Source organism: Paenibacillus sp. SYP-B3998, assembly GCF_010820665.1.
Lineage (GTDB): Bacteria > Bacillota > Bacilli > Paenibacillales > NBRC-103111 > Paenibacillus_E.
Genome location: NZ_JAAIKC010000001.1, coordinates 699,546 through 721,649, shown reverse-complemented (window position 1 = coordinate 721,649; position 22,104 = coordinate 699,546). Strand labels below are relative to the sequence as shown.

At 44.7% G+C, this 22,104-nt stretch carries 13 protein-coding genes; 1 reads left to right on the top strand and 12 read right to left on the bottom strand.

Annotated features, from left to right (window positions below):
- Window positions 1-21: 21 nt before the first annotated feature.
- Complete coding sequence (locus tag GK047_RS03160) at window positions 22-5,229, bottom strand: AAA family ATPase (protein WP_163941008.1); 5,208 nt, start codon at window positions 5,227-5,229, stop codon at window positions 22-24.
- Window positions 5,230-5,475: 246 nt separating this feature from the next.
- Between GK047_RS03160 and GK047_RS03155 the strand changes: the two genes are divergently transcribed.
- Window positions 5,476-6,660: a Stk1 family PASTA domain-containing Ser/Thr kinase gene (locus GK047_RS03155; RefSeq protein WP_163941005.1), complete on the top strand. Its 1,185-nt coding sequence runs from the start codon at window positions 5,476-5,478 to the stop codon at window positions 6,658-6,660.
- A 48-nt stretch (window positions 6,661-6,708) separates the two neighbouring features.
- Here GK047_RS03155 and clpP read toward each other — a convergent pair whose 3' ends face one another.
- From clpP to GK047_RS03100, 11 genes are all read right to left on the bottom strand, one after another.
- On the bottom strand, window positions 6,709-7,290 hold the full coding sequence (clpP, locus tag GK047_RS03150) for an ATP-dependent Clp endopeptidase proteolytic subunit ClpP (protein WP_163941002.1): 582 nt from the start codon (window positions 7,288-7,290) through the stop codon (window positions 6,709-6,711).
- A 13-nt stretch (window positions 7,291-7,303) separates the two neighbouring features.
- Window positions 7,304-7,834 (bottom strand): hypothetical protein, encoded by a 531-nt coding sequence (locus tag GK047_RS03145; RefSeq protein WP_163940999.1) that lies wholly within the window; start codon window positions 7,832-7,834, stop codon window positions 7,304-7,306.
- The gene (locus GK047_RS03140) at window positions 7,831-8,244 is read right to left on the bottom strand and encodes a MerR family transcriptional regulator (protein ID WP_205516232.1); all 414 of its coding nucleotides are present in this window, start codon (window positions 8,242-8,244) and stop codon (window positions 7,831-7,833) included. Before GK047_RS03140 ends, GK047_RS03145 begins: the two co-directional genes overlap by 4 nt.
- 276 nt (window positions 8,245-8,520) lie before the next feature.
- Complete coding sequence (locus GK047_RS03135) at window positions 8,521-10,287, bottom strand: methyl-accepting chemotaxis protein (RefSeq protein WP_163940993.1); 1,767 nt, start codon at window positions 10,285-10,287, stop codon at window positions 8,521-8,523.
- A 243-nt stretch (window positions 10,288-10,530) separates the two neighbouring features.
- On the bottom strand, window positions 10,531-11,571 hold the full coding sequence (locus tag GK047_RS03130) for a glycoside hydrolase family 88/105 protein (protein WP_205516231.1): 1,041 nt from the start codon (window positions 11,569-11,571) through the stop codon (window positions 10,531-10,533).
- 107 nt (window positions 11,572-11,678) lie between these two features.
- Window positions 11,679-15,293, bottom strand: a complete 3,615-nt coding sequence (locus GK047_RS03125) for a hypothetical protein (RefSeq protein WP_163940989.1) — start codon at window positions 15,291-15,293, stop codon at window positions 11,679-11,681.
- 104 nt (window positions 15,294-15,397) lie between these two features.
- On the bottom strand, window positions 15,398-16,303 hold the full coding sequence (locus tag GK047_RS03120; protein ID WP_163940986.1) for a helix-turn-helix transcriptional regulator: 906 nt from the start codon (window positions 16,301-16,303) through the stop codon (window positions 15,398-15,400).
- Window positions 16,304-16,403: 100 nt separating this feature from the next.
- On the bottom strand, window positions 16,404-17,732 hold the full coding sequence (locus tag GK047_RS03115; protein WP_163940983.1) for an ABC transporter substrate-binding protein: 1,329 nt from the start codon (window positions 17,730-17,732) through the stop codon (window positions 16,404-16,406).
- Between the two features lie 96 nt (window positions 17,733-17,828).
- Window positions 17,829-19,484, bottom strand: coding sequence for a response regulator transcription factor (locus tag GK047_RS03110; protein WP_163940980.1), 1,656 nt, complete (start codon window positions 19,482-19,484; stop codon window positions 17,829-17,831).
- Between the two features lie 21 nt (window positions 19,485-19,505).
- Window positions 19,506-21,233 carry a sensor histidine kinase gene (locus GK047_RS03105; protein WP_163940976.1) on the bottom strand — a complete coding sequence of 576 codons (1,728 nt, stop codon included), beginning with the start codon at window positions 21,231-21,233 and terminating at the stop codon, window positions 19,506-19,508.
- 52 nt (window positions 21,234-21,285) lie between these two features.
- On the bottom strand, window positions 21,286-22,071 hold the full coding sequence (locus GK047_RS03100) for a carbohydrate ABC transporter permease (protein WP_163943584.1): 786 nt from the start codon (window positions 22,069-22,071) through the stop codon (window positions 21,286-21,288).
- Window positions 22,072-22,104 lie beyond the last annotated feature (33 nt).

Genomic DNA, 22,104 nt, shown 5'->3' with positions numbered 1-22,104 from the left:
CTATTTTCTTATAAAATATAACTAGACACGGTGTACAGGAAGTGAAAACGAAATGCTGCAGCCTTTGCCTAGACGACTTTCCGCCCAAATCTGACCGCCGTGATATTGCACAATTTCTTTGGCGATAGCCAAACCTAGGCCGCTACCACCCGTTGTGCTTCGAGATTTAGACGCCTTGTAGAAGCGTTCGAAAATATGCGGGAGATCCTCTTCGCCAATGCCAACTCCGGTATCCGTTACGCGTATAATGAGCTCGCTCGGTTCACCTGCCGTTTCCACTTTGACGCCAATATGCCCGCCTCTTGGGCTGAATTTAATCGCATTGTACAAAATATTCGCATAAACCTGCTCAATGCGATTAGTATCGACAGTCAACAGCATCTCTTCGTTTTCCGCGAGCTGCATGTCCAACTTATAGTTGATACCCGCGTTGGCTGCATCCAGTTCATATTTGGCAAATAGCTGCTGAACCATCGCTTGGCAGCTTATCGGAGCCAATTGAAAGTGAAATTGCTTCGTCTCCAGCCTACTAAGCTGGTAGAGATCTGTAATTAAACGCTGAATGCCGACAATCCGCATATGAACGACTGACAGATACTTCTTCTGCTCGTCCGGATCCTGAATGACTCCATCCAGAATAGCTTCTACATACCCTTGTATCGAAGTAAGAGGTGTGCCCAAGTCATGTGAAATATTCGACAGTAAATCACGTCGGGAAGTTTCCATCAGTATCACTTCATTCGTTCTTTCCCTGACCTTTGCCTCCAAATCATTATACAATCTGGCATTCTCGATGGAAATAGCAGCTTGCGCAGATAGAAGTTTAATAATACCGAGCCGATCCGAGGTAAAGGCGTTGCGAATCAAGTTATTTTCCAAATAAAGGACACCTACCAGATTGCCTTGGTGAAGAATAGGCTCACAGAAGATCGACTTGCTTTCCATCTCACGGATGTACGGATCATGTGTAAAAAATCCTTTGTTCGCTGCATCGTCCAGCACAACGCCTTCTTTGGTCCTAGCCACATACTGGATAACGGCTGTCGAGAGATCTTCTCTAGTCTCTAATGCAATGGAGCTCACTGTGCACGAATCTTTACCCTCACGGTCATGCGTCTTCGTCCGCATTTCCGCCTCGACCAAGAGACTATCTTTCTCTTTTAAAACGAGGATACTGCGTTCCGCTCCTGAAGAATAGGTTACAATTTCCATCAATCGTTTCAGTAATGGCTCCAAATTGACCTCACTGGACAAAGAGCGCGAGGTATTCATGATGGTCATGAAATCCAGCGCTTGCAGAGAGTAATCGCTGATTCTCGTTGTACTCCAGTCTTGAGATTCTTTCAGCGAGGTTAAATAATGCGGATATCGCAGCTTTAACTCATCCGCTTTAGCTTTAGCTCCCCAACTTAAATAACCGTAATAAGCATCCGTTAAATATGTTTTGGCGAACTTCTCTCGCAGCCCGTCTCTATAAAATCTTCCCGCAAGCTCACAGGCGATGGCTTCATGCTGAATGAAGCCGTTAACTCGGGCTAGGCGTATCGAAGCTTCATAGCTGTGTTCGGCTTTTTGAAAATGTCCTCGCACGCGACTCCATTCCGCTCTCATCAGCAAGCTAAGATGCATAAAATTTTCAGGGCTATGACGAGTCCATTCATCCATTTTCCGCAGCATTTTGGCTATCTTTTTGTTGTAAAGTCTTTGTTCTTGGATTGAGGCATCTTTATACATTGCCGTTATAGAGAGCAAATAATAAAAATAATTTTCAGGAATATGGAACAAGCCAAATGAAACGGACTGCATCGTCTCGGCATTTCCACCCATCTTCAAAGCTTCTTTATAATCGCCAAATAAATAGTAAAGCATCATCTTCTTCACAGCGTACACATGTAGGATAACTTGATTCGAGTGGGCCTTCAATTTCCTGGAAAATTGTTCTTCCTCTTCGATATCCTTGCCGATAAGGTGAGGATTCGACGATTGTCCCTCCAAATTATGGATGACCATCCGCAGCATTTCGAGCATGAGCAGCGTGTCATGATGATTCGTCTGCTCCAGGATTCGGTAATGTTTGCCTAGATCTTCATACACTTCAGAGAGCGCCACCCCCTGGAAATCCTTAACAAGAACCTGATACGTTAACGCATACCCCGCGAAAACTAAATCACCGTCCTCAATGCCGCTTCGGAAAGATTCATGGAGCTGATCCAAGCAAATTTGCATCGGTTTCACCCAAGGGATGACAAATAACCCAAAAGAAAAATGACTCTTGCTTCTGAACTGATGCGATTGAAATCTTTCGTTCATCCGTGCTCCAAGCAAGCCATACTGATATCCACGCTGATAATCCCCGAATCCAGACCCAAGAATAAGACCGTAAGCACCGTACACATAAGCCATTACAGGGGAATTGCCAAATTTCAATGAATACTTAGTCATTAAAAACATGAACAAGACGAACAAATTGGTGTTCGTAAAGTAAGCCGCTACGGCCACACTCATCATCAAACTCATCAGCTTAATTCGGTATTCATCAGCTAAGAGCGGCATGTTATAGAGCTGGTCCGTACTTTTGCGCCCAATCATAACCTTTAACTTGAGATATTCTTTAAAAATATGCGTACTCGTAGGTTCATTTGGCATGCGAATACCGAGTCCCGCTAATGCTTCCAAGCCAACTTCTACGCTTTTTTGCTGCTTACCCACATTCGTATATAAGATAACTTGAAGATTGTATACGTCCAACTTAAGCTCGTCGGTTCTGGCATCAAGTAATAAGTGCGCATATGATTTCTCGGCCTCATCTGCTTGACCGCTTAAGTACAAAAGCTCCGATTTCTCCAATCGGATAGAGAAACTCAAATCGCTTCGGTCTTCCAGTTCATCCTGATGCAACAACGCTAAAGCCTTGTTATAATAAGCCAAAGCTGGTCGGTATGCATGAGAAGACTTCGCTTTCCTTCCCGCCGCCAAATTCAAATCAAACAATTTAATAAGCGTCTCCCACTCTGTCAAAAGATCCGAACCTCTATTCATATGGTTGACAACATCAAAAAGTCGCTGTCCAATCTGAACATCAGATAATTTCTCCAACAGCTTAAGGGCGATACCCAAATGCATAGGTGCTAGCGTCACATCTTCAATCGACCCATACACAGCTTCTTGGATTACATCATGCATGAACGTAAACCGTATATCTTGCGCCACAGATTCATCCTGCATATCCCGATAAAATTTATAATCCATGCCTACTGGAATAATCAATCCAGTTTGAATAGCTCCTTCCAGCTCTTGCAACGTATCCACAAAAGATAATTCCGCCACGTTCCCAAGCGATTCGAGATCGAAGGAGGCGCCTAAACAAGCAGCTAATTGCAGCAATTGCTGCGTTCGCTTAGGCATGCGGTGCAGCTTGTCTGCCAATAAAAACATCAGATTATCGGTCATTCTGAGCTTCTGAATTTCCGTCATGTCCCAAATCCATTGATTCGTTTCATAATTAAACTTTAGTAAACTTTGCTCATACAGCGCTGTAAGAAACTGCTTAACGAAAAAAGGATGGCCACCTGTTTTTTGTTGCACAAGCTCTGAGAGCTCCGCTACATGCTGCGGCTCAAACTTAAGCGCCCCTGCAATGAGCTGCTGAATGGCCTCGATACGAAGTGCTTGAAGACAGATTACTTCTGTGGCTAAGCGAGCTGGCAGTTTATCCAGTAAGAGCAGATGTGTTAGACACTCAGCTTCGGCATCGCGTACACTGCGGTAAGAGCCAATAAAGAGGAGATGCTGATTCTGTAAATTACCTAACAGCAAGTCCAAAAATTGTAAAGAAGCGGTGTCGGCCCACTGCAAATCATCTAAAAACAAAACAATGGGTCGTTCTTTCGCAGAAAAAACGAGCAAAAATTGCTGGAGCAAATAGTGAAATCGATTTTGCGTTTCTTGTGGGGGAAGAAGCTTCGCTTCCGGCTGATCGCCGATGAGAAGCAGCAACTCCGGAACCAAATCGGTCAAAACTTTAGCGCTTGTTCCAAGCGCGCTAAGGAGTCGCGGACGATAAGCTTCAATAAGCTCATCCTTCTCCGTAAGAAGCTGACGAACTAACTGACGTAAAGCTTTAGACAGCCCGTGATAGGAAATATGCTGCTTATTAGGCTCAAACCGACCGGATAGAAACCAGCCTCTGTCCTTCATAATCGTTCTCATCGTCTCCGCAATTAGAAAAGACTTGCCGTAACCCGATTCGCCTGTAACCCATACGGCTTCGAGGGAGCCCTGCACAGTCCGCTGATAGACCTGCAGCAGTTTTTCAAACTCCGGTTCACGGCCAAACAAGCCTTGTGGGAGTTGAAACCTATCCGACATGTCTGAGCAGCCTATCTCAAAGGGCTCAATCTCGCCTTTTCCCAAAAACATCGTTAAACAGCGTTCTAAGTCCTGTATAATTCCATATGCGCTCTGATATCGTTCCTCCGCATTTTTGGCAAGCAGCTTCATCACAATGTCTGATAATGGTTTGGGGATTCCTATGCGTAAACTTTCCGGCGGAGCCGGACACACAGCAAAATGGCAATGAATAAGCTCTACCGGATCTTCCGTTTGGAACGGCAGGCGGCCGGTTAACATTTCATAGAACGTAACCCCTAATGAGTAGTAGTCTGAACGGTAGTCAATCATGCGGTTCATACGCCCTGTTTGCTCTGGAGACATGTAACTTAGCGTCCCTTCCAGCATTGAAGGATCAAGCATTTCCTGTCTTTCTTTGGATAATGAAGATATGCTGAAATCTGCCAGTTTCATAATTTGTTTATCGGGGTTAATAATAATATTGCTAGGTTTAATATCCTTATGAATGACATATCTTTGATGGATATCACCTAGCGTTTTTACCAATTGAATCGCCGATGTTAGAAACGATTGCAATGATTGACGAAATACTGGGAAATAACCAGCTAACGTTTCCCCATCGAAATCCTCCAAAACAAGCACCAAGCTATTCTGATGCTTTAGAAGGGCTAAAGGCTTCACGATGCCAGGAATATCAAGTAATTTACCAATCTCATACTCCCGTTTCAGCCTTGAAGTTTCCGCTGGCGTCGGGAATTCGGAGCGAAGCATTTTGATGATGACATTCTCCATGGATTTCCGATGATAAGCACGGTATAGTACCGTTCGGTCACCCTGATAGATTTGTCTAATCACGTCGTATTCGGGTAATGTAAACATGAGGGTCCTCCCAAAACTTACTTTGTAAACATATTTCCCAAATCTCGCTTGGCCGATCGGACGCAGCGTCCTTGTCCAGTATAGCATGAACTCCATAACTTGCCGTCCCCTTATATGAGGCATATCGCAATGGTCACCTTATCGTAGCTATGCGCGGCGAACCAAATTGTTCCAGATCCTCCAAGGTACCTAAATTTATTTATTTCAACGAATTATATAGCTTAAGCAGGAAAGGATGGATGAGCAATGAATGAGCAAGTAAGTTCACGCTATGTACCCAGTTCACAAATTGTCACTTTACATAATGGTGCTATCTACAGAGGGAAGGATATCGTCCTGAATCGACAAGTACTATTATATAAAACTCGCCTTCAAGAGGGACAGAATAGCGATACTTTTGTTCGTACATATAGTCTTCAGGCTGGTTTTCAGCATGAGGGATTCCACCATATCCTCGACACCGTATCTGAGGATGGCTACGACGTTATTATTCTGCAATCCAAACCAGGGATTCTCTGGAAGGATGCACTTCAAACGAAGCATTTGACGTTCGACAACGTAATCAACATCGTCTCAGACTTAGGCGTTTCCATCCTTGATGCTCTAGAAACTCAGGTTACAGGCTTTTCCTTAGAAGCTACTAATTTATGGTTGGGTGAGAATGGACGACTCTCTGTCATCAACTATTGGGATAATGGAGAATCACAAGCACAAGGCGCTATCGGATTATGCCGTGTATGTATGCAATTTATTACCCAAACGATTGAAATACCTGGCCCTTTCGAAACGCTGCATGCACACCTAGAACGTCAGCCAATGCCTACGGCAACGGCTGAGCAAAAGCAAGGTCTCATCAAGCTAGTGAAGCAAGTTGGTCAAGGACAGGCCTCCTTGCCCACGTTTATATTTGGTCTCCGAAAATTACTATCGACGAATGGACTGGTGGATGAGGGGGAGGCTTTACCGAGCATCGCTCCCATTCCGATCCGCGAAGCTCGTAAGTTCAACTCCTTTCCCCGAGCAAATATCACAGTGCTTGCCCTTGTTCTTATAGCTGTCTTCATCACCTGGGCCTTATGGCCATCTTCCTCATCGAAGTCCAATCGTCATGTCTCGGTTACACCAAGCCAGACTGCTAAGCCCTTAGCAGATCCATCTGTTTCGAAGCAACCACCTGCTCAGATCACGGCCACGCCGACGGATTCAGAGACGAAGGCAGAGCCCAAAAAAGAAGCCGTCATCCCGAATTTAGTAGGTTTGTCTCAGGTGGATGCAGAGAACCACGCATTAGCTGCTGGGCTTCATTACAACTTCCTGCTGGAAACGAATTCCCAGGCCAAAGGAACCGTTACGAAACAAGAACCCGCGGCTGGAACGAAAGGCATGCAGGGCGACAATGTTACGTTCTGGATCAGCAAAGGAAACCCTTAACGAGTAGCCCTTAGTCCTTCCTGCTTCAGGAAGGACTAAAGGCTACTTTTATTCGCTTGTTAGCACAGCATCGATCAAGCCATAGCTTACAGCTTCCTGAGCAGTCAAAAAGTAATCTCGATCTGTATCTCTTTGGATGTTTTCTAGAGGTTGGCCTGTTTGTTTGGCCAAAAGCCCATTTAATTTATCGCGAAGCTTTAGTATTCTTCTTACACAAATCTCAATATCACTAGCTTGACCTTGTGCTCCGCCTAGTGGCTGATGAATCATGATCTCACTGTGCCTTAAGCCGTAGCGCTTACCTTTCGTACCGCTTGACAGAAGAAATGCTCCCATAGAAGCCGCCAGACCGATACAAAGTGTACTGACATCGGATTTGATATATTGCATAGCATCATAAATCCCCAAACCTGCGCTTATTGACCCGCCTGGACTATTAATGTAAAGTTTAATTTCCTTATCTGAGTCGGTTGCGTCAAGGTACAGCAGCTGCGCTATGATCGCATTTGCCATTGTATCTGTCACTTCTCCAGTTAAAAAAATGATTCGATCTTGCAGCATACGCGAATAAATGTCGTGGGTGCGTTCGCCTCTTCCCGTACTTTCAACGACATAAGGTATCACATTCACTTCATAGTCCCCCTTAATGAGCCAACCCGTCGATTCGGTATTTTTTTTCTAAATCAGAACACAGATTAGAATCAATCTTGACAATCTGCCTCGGTACATAGTCGATCCGTTGATTGTGTGTACATCCTTCAATAGGTTGTTGTAACTGTTTGATTCGCTTTACAACTTCATCATCAAGAAGCACATTATCCATGCCATCTTCATCCGCAATGGTCAGGGGGATAACTTGCTCAATTCGACTGCCATTTCCTTGTTTATCTTTGCACGACAGGGCAAATACAAGCTCCGTTTGCCCACAGGGGACTGGCCCGCGAGTAAGGATCTCAATGAATAGGTCTGTCGCGGATGTAAGATCCTTAAGGAGGATTTCCCCTGTCGGTGCTTCAGGAAGCAGGGTTAGATTAGGCATTCGATGGATGCCTACGGGGAGGACGATCTGAATACGGGCATCCTCCACCTCGCCAATAGAAGCGATTTGAATCCAAAGATGGTTCATTCCCTCTTCATTTTCAAGCTTGGATTTAGCGAATCTTACAGTCATCATGAATGTCTGTCCTCCTTCATGAGTTGGGCTACTGCTTCAATCATTTTCGTTTTTAGCTCTTGGGAAATACGCGGACTCATTGAAATAATGACATCTTCGTGAATGACATGTGTTTCATTTTGCAGAAATTGATTGGATTGATATAGACGGAGGTTTTCGCCGATCTTTCCTACTTCTCCGATGGAGAGTCCTTTTAATTTTTTCTGAATATTGGCTAACGTTTCCCCACTTTTAGACAAAGTAAGGATGGCGCGAAAATGAGCAAGGTGATCTTCGGTATAACCTCTTTTATTTCCAACGAGTTCAAGAGGCGGGACCATACCGATTTGGGTATAATACCTTACTGTTCTTAAATTCATCTGGGGATCTTCTTTCTGCATGATATCTGCAACTTGCTTAGCGGTATACATATTCACTGACCTCACTCTCAATTACACTACAATGCATACCAAACAGTATTCTGTATCATTTACAGTATACTGTAATGGTATGCATCAAGTAAAGACTTATGTCTATCCTCTCACCAAGCTTTACTACATAAAGAATCCGATATCGCGTTCAGCTAAACCATATCTTTGTGCAACGTCAAAAACCCTTTACAAAGCAGCGGGCTGAAAGTTCCTGTCCGCTACCTTGAAAAGGGTTCATTATAATGTGTGTCTAATGTTCTGCGGAGCTTTACTCAATTATACATTAATTTGTTGAATAGATTTACGCATTTCATCCGTCAATCCACTCAACGTAGTTGCCGAATCCGCGATATCCTGAGCAACTTTCAACTGCTTATGCGTCAGCTCATGAATGTTCTGCGTCCCCACGGAGGAAGTTTTCGCGATATGAGCGATACCAATGACAGAAGCGGTCACCTCTTCGGCTCCTGCTGACATCTCTTCAGTTGCTGACGAGATGTCTTGGATTTGCTCCGCCACAAAGCGGAATTGCTCGACGATATGTGTGAATGATTCCTCGGCTTGCTTGGATAGCGCGGCCCCTGTGCGAATTTCATTCATCCCGTTATCCATAGCCTCACTGATTCGAAGCGATTCTTGATGGATGTTTTGCAATAAAGAAGCGATTAACAAAGCAGAATTCGAAGCGTTGTCTGCAAGCTTACGAACTTCGCCTGCCACAACTGAAAAGCCTGCGCCATGCTCGCCTGCGCGCGCGGCTTCAATGGATGCATTGAGGGCAAGCAGCTTCGTTTGCTCCGCGATATCAGAAATCGCATGAATGGCGACGCCGATCTCCTCGGAATGACTACGTAAGGAAGACGCTCGACGAATAGCTTCGTCAGTTGCAGAAGTAATCAGCGTAATCTGACCATTCATATTATGAATAATTACTTTACCTGATTCTGCGCGATGCAGAACAAGGCCTGAAGCATCTGAAACGGTCAATGCAGCTTCTGAGATACGCTGAATCGCACTTGCCATCTCCTCCATCGAGCGTGCGCTCTCATCTGTGCTGGATTGCTGTGTGCTCGCTCCCTCAGCTACAGTCTGAACGCATTCATTAACTTCGGCATTCATGGCAAGCAAGTGATGAGCCTCTTTCGTAAATCGTTCTGTCGACGCCACGAATTGGTCGGAGGTGTGCGAGACGTTGGAAACGATCGTCCGCAGAATGCCGTTGATATTGCCCGACATTTTGATCATCGCTTGATAGACAGCGCCGATTTCATCAATGGATCGCACAGGATGCTCGGTCAGCAGCCGATTGGCCTCAAGTAAATCCCCTGTGGCCATTCTTTCGGCGCCTGCTACGATCCACTGCAACGGCTGAAGAGCACGTGAGACTAAAAGGGTAAGCAGTCCAAGTCCCGCCAACGTTAAAACTAACATCAACAGATACAAGGGCATGTTCCCACGAATGACACTACTAGCTATACTCTCCGTTACGCCAGCAGCTGTATCAATCCCAAGAATGGCGATCATCTTCCCATCTGGTCCCATCACAGGCGCATACGTAGATAAGTAGGTCCCGTATTTGGGATTATCAATGAGCGGTGAACTCGATGATTCGCCCTTCAACAAGGCCTCAATCGACTTTGCAGGCATATCCGTCACTTCATTAATAGGCGAAGCGGAATCCGAGCCTTTGGGCTGTCCATCAATCATAATGAGCGGTTTCTGATTGTTATCGATTCGCACTAAATATACATAAAGAGCGCCGATTTTCGTGCGATATTGATCTAACTCCTCGCGTAAGCTCCAATAGAGGTCGTTCTCTTTCCCCTCTTTCAGGAATTGCTGCACTTTATTCTTATCGAGTTGACCCGCATAGCTCTGCGACAAGCGAATGCCATAGCTCGCTATTGCTTCCGTTGCAGCCTTCTTGGCATTTCTTAATTCCATGATAATGTATCCGGCCGATAAGGCGAGAATAACGACCATAACTGCGGCTACGATACGCATAATGAGTTTTTTTCTGATCCAAGTAACCCAACGAAACATAGAAAATCTCCTTCACTGTCTAAGTATTCGATCTTGTTCGACATTTTTACACGAATATCCTTCTTATGACCTAGAATTTTTTGGATTCAACCATCTCCCTAGATCGAATAGTCCTATTCCTCGTGAACGGGACTGAATCACCTTTCCAGTTTGAATAATAAATAACCTGTCTTCGAGGTTTGGTTCACCCATGAAGACAGGTTATTCCTTTTTTTAGCGAAGATCACTGCAAGCAGTACTGAACTAAATCATTTCGCTCAATAGCATCAAGGCCAATCCCTGACCATATAAAGTAGGAATTATTTCAAGTGTATTATAAGCCTCTATCGTTGGCATAACAGGTGTGCCGCCGGATACACCCAGTACTTTGCCTCTGTATTCCGTCTGTTCCATCACAGCCTCAACACTACGAACCGCGTAAGGGCGAAGCTCCTTCCCTAGCAAGCCTTGACGAATTCCGCTTAATATGCCGCAAGCGATACCAGCGCTGCCGGAAGTTTCATAATAGAAGCTCTTCTGATCCATAACCGTGTGCCACAGCCCATTCGGTGCTTGATAGTTCAATAGACCGTTCATAAGCCGTTGATAATTTTCAACGATCTCCTTCGGAAATTCAATCAAACCCATTAATTCTTTATAGATTTCAGGAACTCCTACGGCGACCCATGCATTAGCTCTTGTCCAACGCGCTGCGGACATATGATGACCTTCGGCGCAATTCCAGCCATGAAACAACACGCCTGTAGCTGGATCTTGCAAAAGACGCAAATGAAGCTCCGTTTGTTTCAACGCTTCTTCCGCATAAGTCTTATTTTTCGTAACGCGGGCCAGTCGGGCTAGAAATAAAACAGCCATAAAGATTGTGTCTGCCCATACTTGCTCAGGAAATGCAGCTTTTTCTGTCACCGTATGTTCAAAAGCGCCTTCTCTAGTACGCGGCGCCTCAGTCAGCATCCAATTTCCGATTTGCTCCGCAGCTTCTTTATAATAGGAATCACCTGTGTATTCATACAAAGAAGGATAAATCGCGTAAGGCGCCATACCATTAATTACTTTGACATGCTCCGCCTTTGCACGATACGTCTCTGTCCAATTTTTCAGATAATCCAGTACTTTAGCATCCTTCGTCTGTTCGTAGTAGCGCAAAATAGAGATAACGCCAACGCCTGGCACCCAATCCCACTGGCCGATATCCATCCCCCAATCCGCATAAGATTTTTCCGTCATATATTGATAGATACTTTCCGCCTTTGTTCTTACGGTATCTAGTGTAAATGGCTGCATGCGATGCCCATCTCCTCTTTTATAATTACTTCCATTATAGAAAAGAACAGCCTCAGAAGGCTGTTCTCTTATTGTTCAAAACTATCGTAATATTGCTTTTCTCCCTTTTAGTAGGAAATCGTTTCCGAGCTCGCCTTGTCGGTGAACGTGACATTCGGCCAAGTGAGACTAAACTTCATTTTGTTATCCTCAACAATCAAATTACTCAAAGCTTTCGTACTTGCATTCGTATACGTCGGTGTGACCGTGAAGCCTTCTGCGCTTCCGCTTGCCGAATATTTTAATACCATAACGACCCACTCCCCGCTAGCATAAGAAACATTAGAAGCGCTATCGATTACGTTAACATTTAACCGATCCGTATTTTTAATATTTCCCCATGTGAAGTTGGCTTTGCTGCCCTCATCGGGATTCTCCCGCAATTTTTCAATCGTTTTATAATAATTACCTAGTACATTGAATCCAAAATTGCTTGCGTCCGTGTTATTTTCCATGACGAGGTTCGGCCAGCCGTTCAATTTCAAGCTATCCATGGTAAGCTGAGTTCCGCTAATCGAACCGCTATTTTGAGCCAAATCCAAGACCGCAGTGCCATTAGACACGTTCATGATTCGATTCATACTGGACATATAAGGCATGCCAACCAAGTGATTCAAAGCTTTTACGGATACGTTAGCGTTAAATTTGACCGCCATGATGTTGTACAGGGTATCGCCATTAGTCACCCAGTATTCATTACGCGTGTTCGACAACGCAGAATTCGTTTTATCCACTTTACGTACTTGGTAGTTCGTTGTACTAACATATTTATTCGTGCCTGAAGAGGAGTTGACCAAAAAATTCCAAGCATTATTCGTATCCTTGTAATACAGTCCTTCCCCTCTGCTGCCAGCAACAGCCCCTTCTGTGAAAGCAGTTCCTTGCACGGAAATCGCTTGAGGCGTAGCCAGATTCGCACCTGCTTTATTGAAATAAACCGATACGTTGTTTTTACTCAAACTATATTCATTATTGAAGCTCGGCTTGCTGCCGCTCCAAGATTTGAAATGATCATGCATCTCAATATTCGAATGCGCACGATGTCCGATCACTTCCGGTGTATAGCTGCTATCCGCGAAATTGACTCTAACCGCTAACAGCCTGCCAAGATCGTACCCCGTCTCATGACTGAATACATTATTTCCGTAGAACGTAATGTTTCCTTCGTCTCCATCAGACTCATCATGTCTGGAACCGAAATATAACCATCCGTTTTCTGACAAGCGCTCATCGATGTACTTCGCCATTTCAACGCCATCCAGGTAGAAATTGGAGGTTTTATCGTTAACAAGCAGATACAAATCGGACAAGAAAGACAACGCATAGAATCCATAATGGGCGTCGAATTTCTCTTTTTCATCGAAAATCATATGTCCATTCACCGCAATACGATCATTTCTGACGCCACCAAATGCGCCACCGTTACCCGGATCGTTAACAGGGTTATTTGTGCCTGCAACTCCTGTATTGTAGTAAGCTATCGCCTCGTTTTGCAAGGCGGTATCATTCAAGACCTTGCCTAGCGTAAGTCCGCCAACGACCGTTCCAATCGCTTGGTTGTCGGCATTTTGCGGGTTATAGATAGAGGTTCGCGTCAACCATCTCCAAAGTGATCTTGCAATAGCTTCAAGCGTAGTTTTTTGCTGAGCTGTAAGAAGCTGAGGCTGTCCGCTTTCCGCCCCATATTTCAATATTTGGCCAATCGAGTTTAACGCCCATGCCGTTGTTGGATAATCCCCAATCGCATCGCTTTCTCCATCGATATAGAAACGGTTATAGTATCCACCGCTGTTGAGCGTTCTTAAGTAGGTTGTATCTGGGTTGTCGATTGTGTAGGTTCGTTTATTAATATAAAAATCGATCGCTTTTTGAGCAGCCTTCTGTACATCGGCATCGGATTTACCATTTTGATTCCACCAATAGGTTAGTAGAGCTGCTCCACCTATCGTATTATCTGTCATATCGCCGCCTTGCCTTGGTGCTACCAATTCGGCATCATCGAACCAAACCGTCCCTTCGGCGTACCATAAGCCCAAATTCGCTTCAATCTTCACAGTTCCAGTGGGCACGCTAAACACGGTGCTAATTTCCTGCCAAGTGGTGGATGGCGGAGCTGTAACAATGACGGAATTACCTGCATTCGTCCCGTCCGTTTTCAAGAAATTAACACGTAGTGTTACCCCACTCGAAGTCTGAGTAGCATCCGAATTAAAGACAGCTGATGTCTTGTATTTCGCTTTAAATACTCTTCCGTCACCCTCTCGATACGTTCCCGTATATGGTTGATACCAGTAAGCTCGGCCTGTTGTCGAAGTGGAGTTAATGCCCACGCTATATGCGCCACTGTTCGCGTTCGCTCCGCTTACCTCATACAGCTTCGTTGGTTTAGGGCTTCCCTCTGGCGCTGAATAGGTCCAGGAATCAGGCGCCGTTCCACTCGCAGATGCCTCGAAGCTTCCATTGATAAGCACATTGGCATATTCGACTTGCAGTTCATCGAACCACACAGTGCCTGTGGCATTATAAAGATACAGGGAAATTTCAACATGGTCCTGAGCAGTCACATTAGGCACCGTGAACTGGCCTGCAAGACGCGTCCAATCTTTGGTCCCCGTACTGCCGTTCAAAAACACCTCAGGAGCCGTATCCCCATTGTTCGCATCCTTGAAACGAATGCCTATCGCAACACCTTTATCGGATGAAACGATATTGCTCGTTTTGTACCAAGTTGAAATATTAAACGTTTTCTTCGTTAAATGAACGTCCTGCGTCCACGATGCCGTCGCTGCGGAAGATGCGGTAATTTTAGCGCTTTTCGCACCTAATTTGGCTTGGCTGGCATCGATGGATACATTCGGACTCCCCGCAGAAGTAACTAATCTCCAAGGCGCTGCATAGTTATTGGTCGTATCAATCGTCACATTCTCGAAACCTGTTTCCTTCGCGCCTTCTTTATTTGCAGCTATTTTACGATTCATTAGGCGAGCAGCATCGAAGGATACCGTTCCGGTCGCGTTCCACAACAGCAATTCAATATCTACGTGATCAAGATTCGCTGCAAGTGCTGGAATCTCCACGTCCCCTTTCAGCTCGATCCAATCTTGCGTCCCCGGCTTCCCGTCGAAGTACACACTTGCTGCAACGGAGTTATTAGCCGCATCAAGGAAAGATATCCGAGCCGTTACTCCCCGATCTGTAGAAGCAAGATTATTCGTTTTGTAATAGGTACTGAAATAATAATTTTGCCCTGGCAAAATGCCGGTTAAGCTTGTTTTCCATGCGCCCTGGCTGGCGGCTGAGCTCGAACTGATTTGGATCAATCTCTTGCCTGCTTGAGCGTTAGCGCTATCATTGGTCACATAAGCATAGGTTGGAGAACCTGCATAGGTTTGGGATAACCAACCCGTCGGTGTGCTTGTCCCATTCTCGAAATTCCAATTTGCCACCACATTCGTATTATGCGGGAAATCTTCAAAATTGCCATCCGGCTGCTGTCCGACTAGCAGCTTGTCCTTTTGAATCGTTAGATTGTCCATGACGCTTTGCTGCGTTGGATAAATATCTTTGATCGGCACTTTTCCGTGAGGATAATCTGCGGCCGCATAACTGATTCCCTGAAACAGAAGACTTAGCATCACGACAAAGATTAGCACCTTTTGTATAGTCTTAGGTTGCAACATCATTCATTCCTCCTAAATGGATCTCATTTGACAACGCTTTCATTATACATCTGTAGGTAGCGCCTCTCTATCTGCGAATTGCTTAAACCTACGTGAAAATTGCGCTCTTAACCTTGTTTATCTGTTAGCTGCAAACCATTTTTACGATAAATCGTTGGCGGAATGCCCACCACTTTCTTGAAATCATGAGCAAAGTTCGAAAAGCTGTTAAAGCCTACTTTTCCCGCGATTTCTGAAATGGATAAATCCGAATAAGTCAAATATTTTTTCGCATGCCTGATCCGAATATGGAGCAAAAACTGGGTTATCGTATAGCCGGTTTTCTTTTTGAATAAATGACAAATATAGTGCTTGTTCAAAAAAAAATGATCCGCTAGATGATCTAAAGAAATTTTGTTCGCATATCGCTCAGCTAAGTATTGCATCATGTTATCGACGATTGAGTTTGGCATAGGGGTATCCGTCTGGAGCAGCGGTCGCTCCGAATCCGCTTCACTTAAACGATAGATCTCCAATAAAAGCTCATTTAAATAAATGCAAAACGCCATTTCATCGCTGCCTGATTGTCCGCTGTACGCTTCGTACATGCGCTTCAATAAATAAAAAATACGCTGTTGCGCGTCTGCCCCTATACATAGATACTGACCTTTAACCATACTTTTAAGATCAAAAGGCTGCAATAGCCTGTCGCGATGTTTGGCATCGACTAGCTCAGGAAGAAAGTTAATGACTGTACGCGTACAACCTTGAGCTGAGCTCAAAAAAGATTTGTGAACGGCCAAGGGATTGACCAGTATCATGTCGTTGCCAGCCAAACCATATACCCGATCCTCAACTAAAAAAGAACCTTCACCCTGATGAAAAAAGTAAATTTCATAGCCAATATGCATATGGAAATCCATCTGAAAATGCGTGTCCATGACTTCATATTTCATGAAGTATGGATTCTCTCTCAAATGTCGATTCAAAATCATATCTGGTCTAGGTTGTTGAGCCAAATTACCGAGCTGCATAGGGACCTCCTACGTTAAGATGCCAACTCATCCATCAAGCCATATTTAGTTGAAAAAGCAGGTTCAACAAGCAACCTGCTTTACTCTAGGAATTATGGATTTACTTAGCGATTTGAGAAGCGTTTTTCTCGTATTCTTTTGCTTTTTTAACAATTTCATCATACGTTTTGTCTACTGTGCTTTTCCCAAAAGAAAGTAAATCGACGATGCTTGCATAATCTTTTTGGAAATTCCCCCAACCTACTGCGCCTGGATTGAAAGGCTGAGCCGTCGGTGCTGTTTTATTAATAAGATCAACTTGCGCTTTGTCTGTCGGACTAAACTTCGGTTCCATGACCGTAAGTACTTTCTTGGACACTGGTATGCCCCTTGTTGTTCCAAGCATATCTGCTGCTTCCGCATCGTTAATGAACCAATCAATAAACTTTTTGCTTTCCGCCACATTTTTGGAATCAGCACTCACGCTCCAGAACATAGAAGGTTTCAAGTAGCCGCTGCCTTTGGGACTTGTGACTAAACCAGCGCCTTTCAAATTGGTAGCCATACCTGGAAACTCAGATGCATAAGTACGGCGAATGAGTGACTTTCCATTGATGACTACATCCTGTTTTGGATCGCCAATTTTGTCAGTTGCCCATTGGTCTGGAGGAAGGGTCACGCCCGATTTGATCAGCTCAATGTTCTTATTCGCCCACTCGATCCACGTATCTTTGTCGATGTTGAATTTGCCATCTTGCGTAACCGAATATCCTTTTCCTTTGCTCAGTTGATACATGTCGTAAGTAAACAAATCATTCAGAGAGTTATAGAGCGCAAATTTATCAGCGCCTAGCTTGGCTTTAGCGTCTTTCCCGAATTGGAAATAGTCGTCCCACGTCCAGCCGTCACTCGGCCCTTTGATTCCTAGTGTGTCAACTACTGCTTTGTTATAACCCATCCCCATAGCATTATTGCCAAGCGGTGCCGCAAAGAGCTTACCACTATATTTACCAGAGTCAACTAATGTCTTATCGACATCTGCCAAGTTAACCCCTTCACTTAGATCAGCCAATTGACCGCGACCCGCATATTCAGCCAAGTACGCAGCGTCCATCTGGATAATGTCAGCAGCATTATGAGCTGCTGCTTGGGTGGACAGCTTCTGGAAATAGCCGTCAAAGCCAGAAAACTCCGGTTCGAATGTAATGTTCGGATGCTTCTTCGTATATAAATCCAACACTTTCTGCGTTGCTTCATGACGTGTCTGAGAGCCCCACCATACGATTCGCAACGTAATTGGCTTATCCGCAGTTGCTGGAGAAGAAGTCGTCTTTTTGGCATCCGCTTTCGGCGTCGAATCTGGACTGCCTGCGGCGCCACATGCGGAAAGCGAAACAACAGAGGCCACCATCATCGTGCCTGTAAGCATCTTCAACCATTTCTTTTTCATTGAAAACCCTCTTTTCTTCGTATGAGATGAATACCTTCCTCACAAAGTATAAAGCGGTTACAAGCAATCTGATAGATCACAAATGAATCATTATCGTTAGAAATCGCACAATTCGTCAGATTTCGAGTCTCTTTCCTTCATTAAGTCACTTGGATTTTTGCCTGTGTATTTTTTGAACACCGTGCTGAAATAGGAAGGAATGGAATAACCGACTTGCTCTGCAACTTCATAAATCATCCATTTCCCTTGCAGCAAGAGCAGCTCTGCCTTCTCCATGCGGACGCGAATTAAATAGTTCATGAACGTTTCACCCGTGGTTTTCTTGAATATTTTGTTCAAATAGTTCCGCGAAATGAAAATCTTATTCGCTAACGTTTCTAATGTAATGTCCTCCGCGTAATGTTCATGAATATACTGAATCATAAATTCGACGGCTTCTTTATGACGAGGGTTTTCATTCGTTACCCGGTTTCCATATAGCTGCTCAAGCTTATCTAACAGCCACTTTTCTAGCTGATCGTACCGATAAATATGTTCCATCTCTTTTTGAATATCAATCATCGGATACGTTTCTTGAATCGTATGATCCAAATCGTTCAGTGCATATCCAAGTACCGCCCACAATTGCAATCCTAAATTACGCATGTACGAATAATCGACTGGCCGATTTTCAAATTGTCCAAAGAAATCAAGTGCGATTTGGCGAGCTTGATCCATCTGCATATAGCGCAAAGAATCGGCTAGAATTTGAAAAAACTTCACAGGTCCTGTTTCTAACTGATAGAGAACATCAGTTCCCTCCGATTGCGTCCCCTTAAACTGACTATAGAACTGAACACTCGCAGAATGGACCTGTTCGGTGCTTAGCACCTGAAAAGCCTCTTCGGCCGAATCGGAGATTTCTCTCCAAGCTGAACGCGGGCTGCCCACCCCGACCCGCACCTGAAGCTGAAGGTAGGTTTCCATACAGCGTACCATTTCGTGTCCTAGATTCGTAATTTGTTCGATCACCGCGAGCTCCTGCGCTTCGCTTTCACGATGGAGAACAATCATCATATGGCTGCTCTGAATTTCGATGAATTGCGAATCCGGCCAGTGCTGGGCAAGCAGCTCCTTAATCACATTGCCTACAGCAAATCTGAACAAATACCAGTCTTGCATGCTTGCATTGCGAATTCTTGGCGTTCGCAATAGCTCTACCGCCATTACGAAATGACGCTGCTGATCCCACGATAAGAATGCTTCCGGCAGCTGCATATGGATAATGGGATCGGTTGCCCCTGAGATGAGTGTCCGCAGCCATTGCTTCTGAACAAAAGGCTCATACATCGAAATTTTATCTGTAAGCGAAACGAACTCCTGACGATTTTCAATTTCCTCGTGCAGCGTGTCCAATACCTTATTCAGTACTTGTTTCAAATCATCCAATGTGACAGGCTTGCTCAAATAATCGGCTACATTCAACCGAAGTGCTTTGCGCGCATATTCAAAATCGGAGTAACCGCTTAGCACGATATACTTGGCTTCAATTCCTTCGCTGCGCAGCCTTTCAATCATCTCCAGCCCATTCAACTGCGGCATATAAATGTCGGTCAGGACGATATCCGGCTTTTCCCGAACAATCAGTTCATAGCCATCCTGTCCGTTCTCTGCCTCACCGACCCATTCGATTCCAAGTGTGTCCCAAGCAATGGCTTTCTTGAACCCTTGAAGAATGTGATAATCATCGTCAACGACAACCAGTTTCCACATAGGAATTCCCTCCTCTCATCCTCATCTTTCTACAACAGGTAAATGGATTTCAACCTGCGTGCCGCCTTCAGGCCTACTGCTCATTTGAATGCCATAGGAAGCTCCATACAGAGCAGTTATTCGCTCCTTGACATTTTTGATCCCATAGCCGCCAGTCGTTCTTCCCGCCAATTGATCCCATCCATCCTGCAAGCCTCTTCCGTCATCGACAATCTGAACCTGAATGCCGTGTTCATCCTGATGCAGCATGATGCGAATATGGCCTTTTCTTCTTCCATTAAAGCCATGAACGATCGCATTCTCAATAAAAGGCTGTAAGGTAAGCTTGGGTATATAATAGTCAACGCATTGCGGTTCGACTTCAAACGCCACTTGAAGATTGTCGCCCCAACGAATTTGTTGAATGGACAAATAACATTCCGTATAAAGAACTTCCTCTGAGATGCGAATCAGTCCCTCCCCGTTGGAAAGTCCTATCCTAAACATGCGCCCTAGCAATGAGATCGCTTTGCTAATGTCCGACTGATCAGCCTGTATGGCCATCCAATTGATTTGATCAAGCGTATTATACAAAAAATGCGGATTAATCATTGCCTGGAGCGCCTTCACTTCAACTTCCTGACGCAAGCGGTACTGCTGCTCCAAGGAGAGATAGAGCTCACCGATGCGATCCTGCAAGTTCGTATACCCCTGGAACAAAGAACCGAACTCATTCTTATAATCGGACGGCAGCTGCGCAGATGGCTTCTCTAGCGAGAACTGATTCATTCGTTTAACCAATAAACGCAAAGGCTTCGTAAAGCCTCGGGATAATAATAACGCGATCGCTAGCGCAAAGGCGAGGGCGATACACCCAATATACAACGATATTTGCGCACTTTTCACGCTGCTCTCGGTCACTTGCTCCCATGGCGTTAATTCGATGATCGACCACCCGGAATTATCCAAATTGGACCAAACCATGAGCTGATCCTTATCGTCGCGAAGCTGGATGCGCTGGTAGCCGCTCTGGCGATTTAATTGCTCTGCGAATTGCTTGTAATTGTTCTTATAAAAGGATTCGCTGCGGCTGCCTATCGAAGTAATCAGCCTTCCTTCATGGTCAATCAGCAGCCGACTGACATCCTCCGATTCACTTGTCATCGTTTTCTGGATATTCGCCGCACTCGCATTCAGCATAATCACGCCATAATCCTGTCCCGAATCAGAGACAATTTTTTTCGTAAAGCTGATCATAGGCGTTTTATTTTTCAAATAGCTCTGAACGGAATGCTCTGGAATCCATGCTTGCGACGTATTTTCAATCAAAGAATACCAGGGCTCCTTCTTCAAATTATGAAGATCTAGGATTTGAACAGGGCTATACATATCTGTCGTTAACTTGGGATCTTCTATAAATATCGAAATGGATTTGATAAAAGAGGACGTATAAACAATGTTCGAAAAGGTTCCTTTCATATCTTGAAACCGCAGCACATCCGTTTGCTGAGAAAATAAGAACTGCTGTAAATCATTATTAAACGATGTCGTTGACGCGGTTTGCTCAATAAATTTGATTTGGTTACTCAGCTCATCTCCCATGCGGTTAAGCAGCTTCTGCTGATAAAATGAAACGCTTTGAACGGATTCCTTCGTCGTAAAGCTCGAATTAAACCACGTCATGATCGAAACTAAGATAAAAATAAGCAAAGCAAACCCACCGAAAAGCAACCAATCAATGCCAAATTTTTTGAACGGATTTTTCGTCAAGGATGCACCTCCTGCAAGAGAAAAAAAGCTACGTAAACGTAGCTTTTCTATTTTAACCTTTGAGTGCCCCCGCAGCAATGCCCTCGACGAATTGCTTTTGGACAGCGAAGAAGAAAATCGTGGACGGCACAATGGAAACCAGCGACATGGCAAGCAATTGTCCCCAAGAGCCATCGCCGGACTGTGTGTCAACGAACAGCTTAATCGCTAAGCCAACCGTGTATTTACTGACAGAATTAATATAAATAAGGTGGCCGAAGAAATCATCCCAATTCCATAAGAAGCAGTAAAGGGCGGTCGTAACCAAGGCAGGTCTAATTAAAGGCAGCATGATGCGCCAGTAAATACCAAACCAACTGCAGCCATCCATTTTGGCTGACTCATCAAGCTCCCGAGGAATACCGCGCATGAACTGGACTAGCAGATAGACGAAGAACGAGCCACCGATTCCGCCTGCTAACAGATGAGGAATAATAAACGGCATGTACGTATTTATTAGGTTTAACGAATGAAACATGCTGTACTGAGGAATCAAGGTCACTTGAGCGGGAAGCATCATCGTCACTAACAGGATACCGAGCCACACTTTTCGCAGCGGAAAGTCCAATCGCGCTAGCGCAAATGCGGTGATACTGCAGGAAATGAGCGATAAAACGATTAAAATAATGACTAATTCAAACGTATTCGCAAAGAAATGAGTGAATGAGAACTTCGGGATGGCGCTCCATCCCTTCACGAAATTGTCCAAAACGGGATGCTGGGGAAATAACCCCGGCAAGGTTAATTCACTATCCTGCTTAAGCGATGCGCCTACCCACCACAGGACTGGATATATCATGACGATAGAGAAAAGAAGGATACCTATGTGTCT

Bases quoted from the DNA above. Each gene is read 5' to 3' on its own strand.
- GK047_RS03160 (WP_163941008.1), bottom strand. From the start codon at position 5,229: ATGTTTACATTACCCGAATACGACGTGATTAGACAAATCTATCAGGGT.
- GK047_RS03155 (WP_163941005.1), top strand. From the start codon at position 5,476: ATGAATGAGCAAGTAAGTTCACGCTATGTACCCAGTTCACAAATTGTC.
- GK047_RS03145 (WP_163940999.1), bottom strand. From the start codon at position 7,834: ATGATGACTGTAAGATTCGCTAAATCCAAGCTTGAAAATGAAGAGGGA.
- GK047_RS03140 (WP_205516232.1), bottom strand. From the start codon at position 8,244: ATGTATACCGCTAAGCAAGTTGCAGATATCATGCAGAAAGAAGATCCC.
- GK047_RS03135 (WP_163940993.1), bottom strand. From the start codon at position 10,287: ATGTTTCGTTGGGTTACTTGGATCAGAAAAAAACTCATTATGCGTATC.
- GK047_RS03130 (WP_205516231.1), bottom strand. From the start codon at position 11,571: ATGCAGCCATTTACACTAGATACCGTAAGAACAAAGGCGGAAAGTATC.
- GK047_RS03125 (WP_163940989.1), bottom strand. From the start codon at position 15,293: ATGATGTTGCAACCTAAGACTATACAAAAGGTGCTAATCTTTGTCGTG.
- GK047_RS03120 (WP_163940986.1), bottom strand. From the start codon at position 16,303: ATGCAGCTCGGTAATTTGGCTCAACAACCTAGACCAGATATGATTTTG.
- GK047_RS03115 (WP_163940983.1), bottom strand. From the start codon at position 17,732: ATGAAAAAGAAATGGTTGAAGATGCTTACAGGCACGATGATGGTGGCC.
- GK047_RS03110 (WP_163940980.1), bottom strand. From the start codon at position 19,484: ATGTGGAAACTGGTTGTCGTTGACGATGATTATCACATTCTTCAAGGG.
- GK047_RS03100 (WP_163943584.1), bottom strand. From the start codon at position 22,071: ATGATATATCCAGTCCTGTGGTGGGTAGGCGCATCGCTTAAGCAGGAT.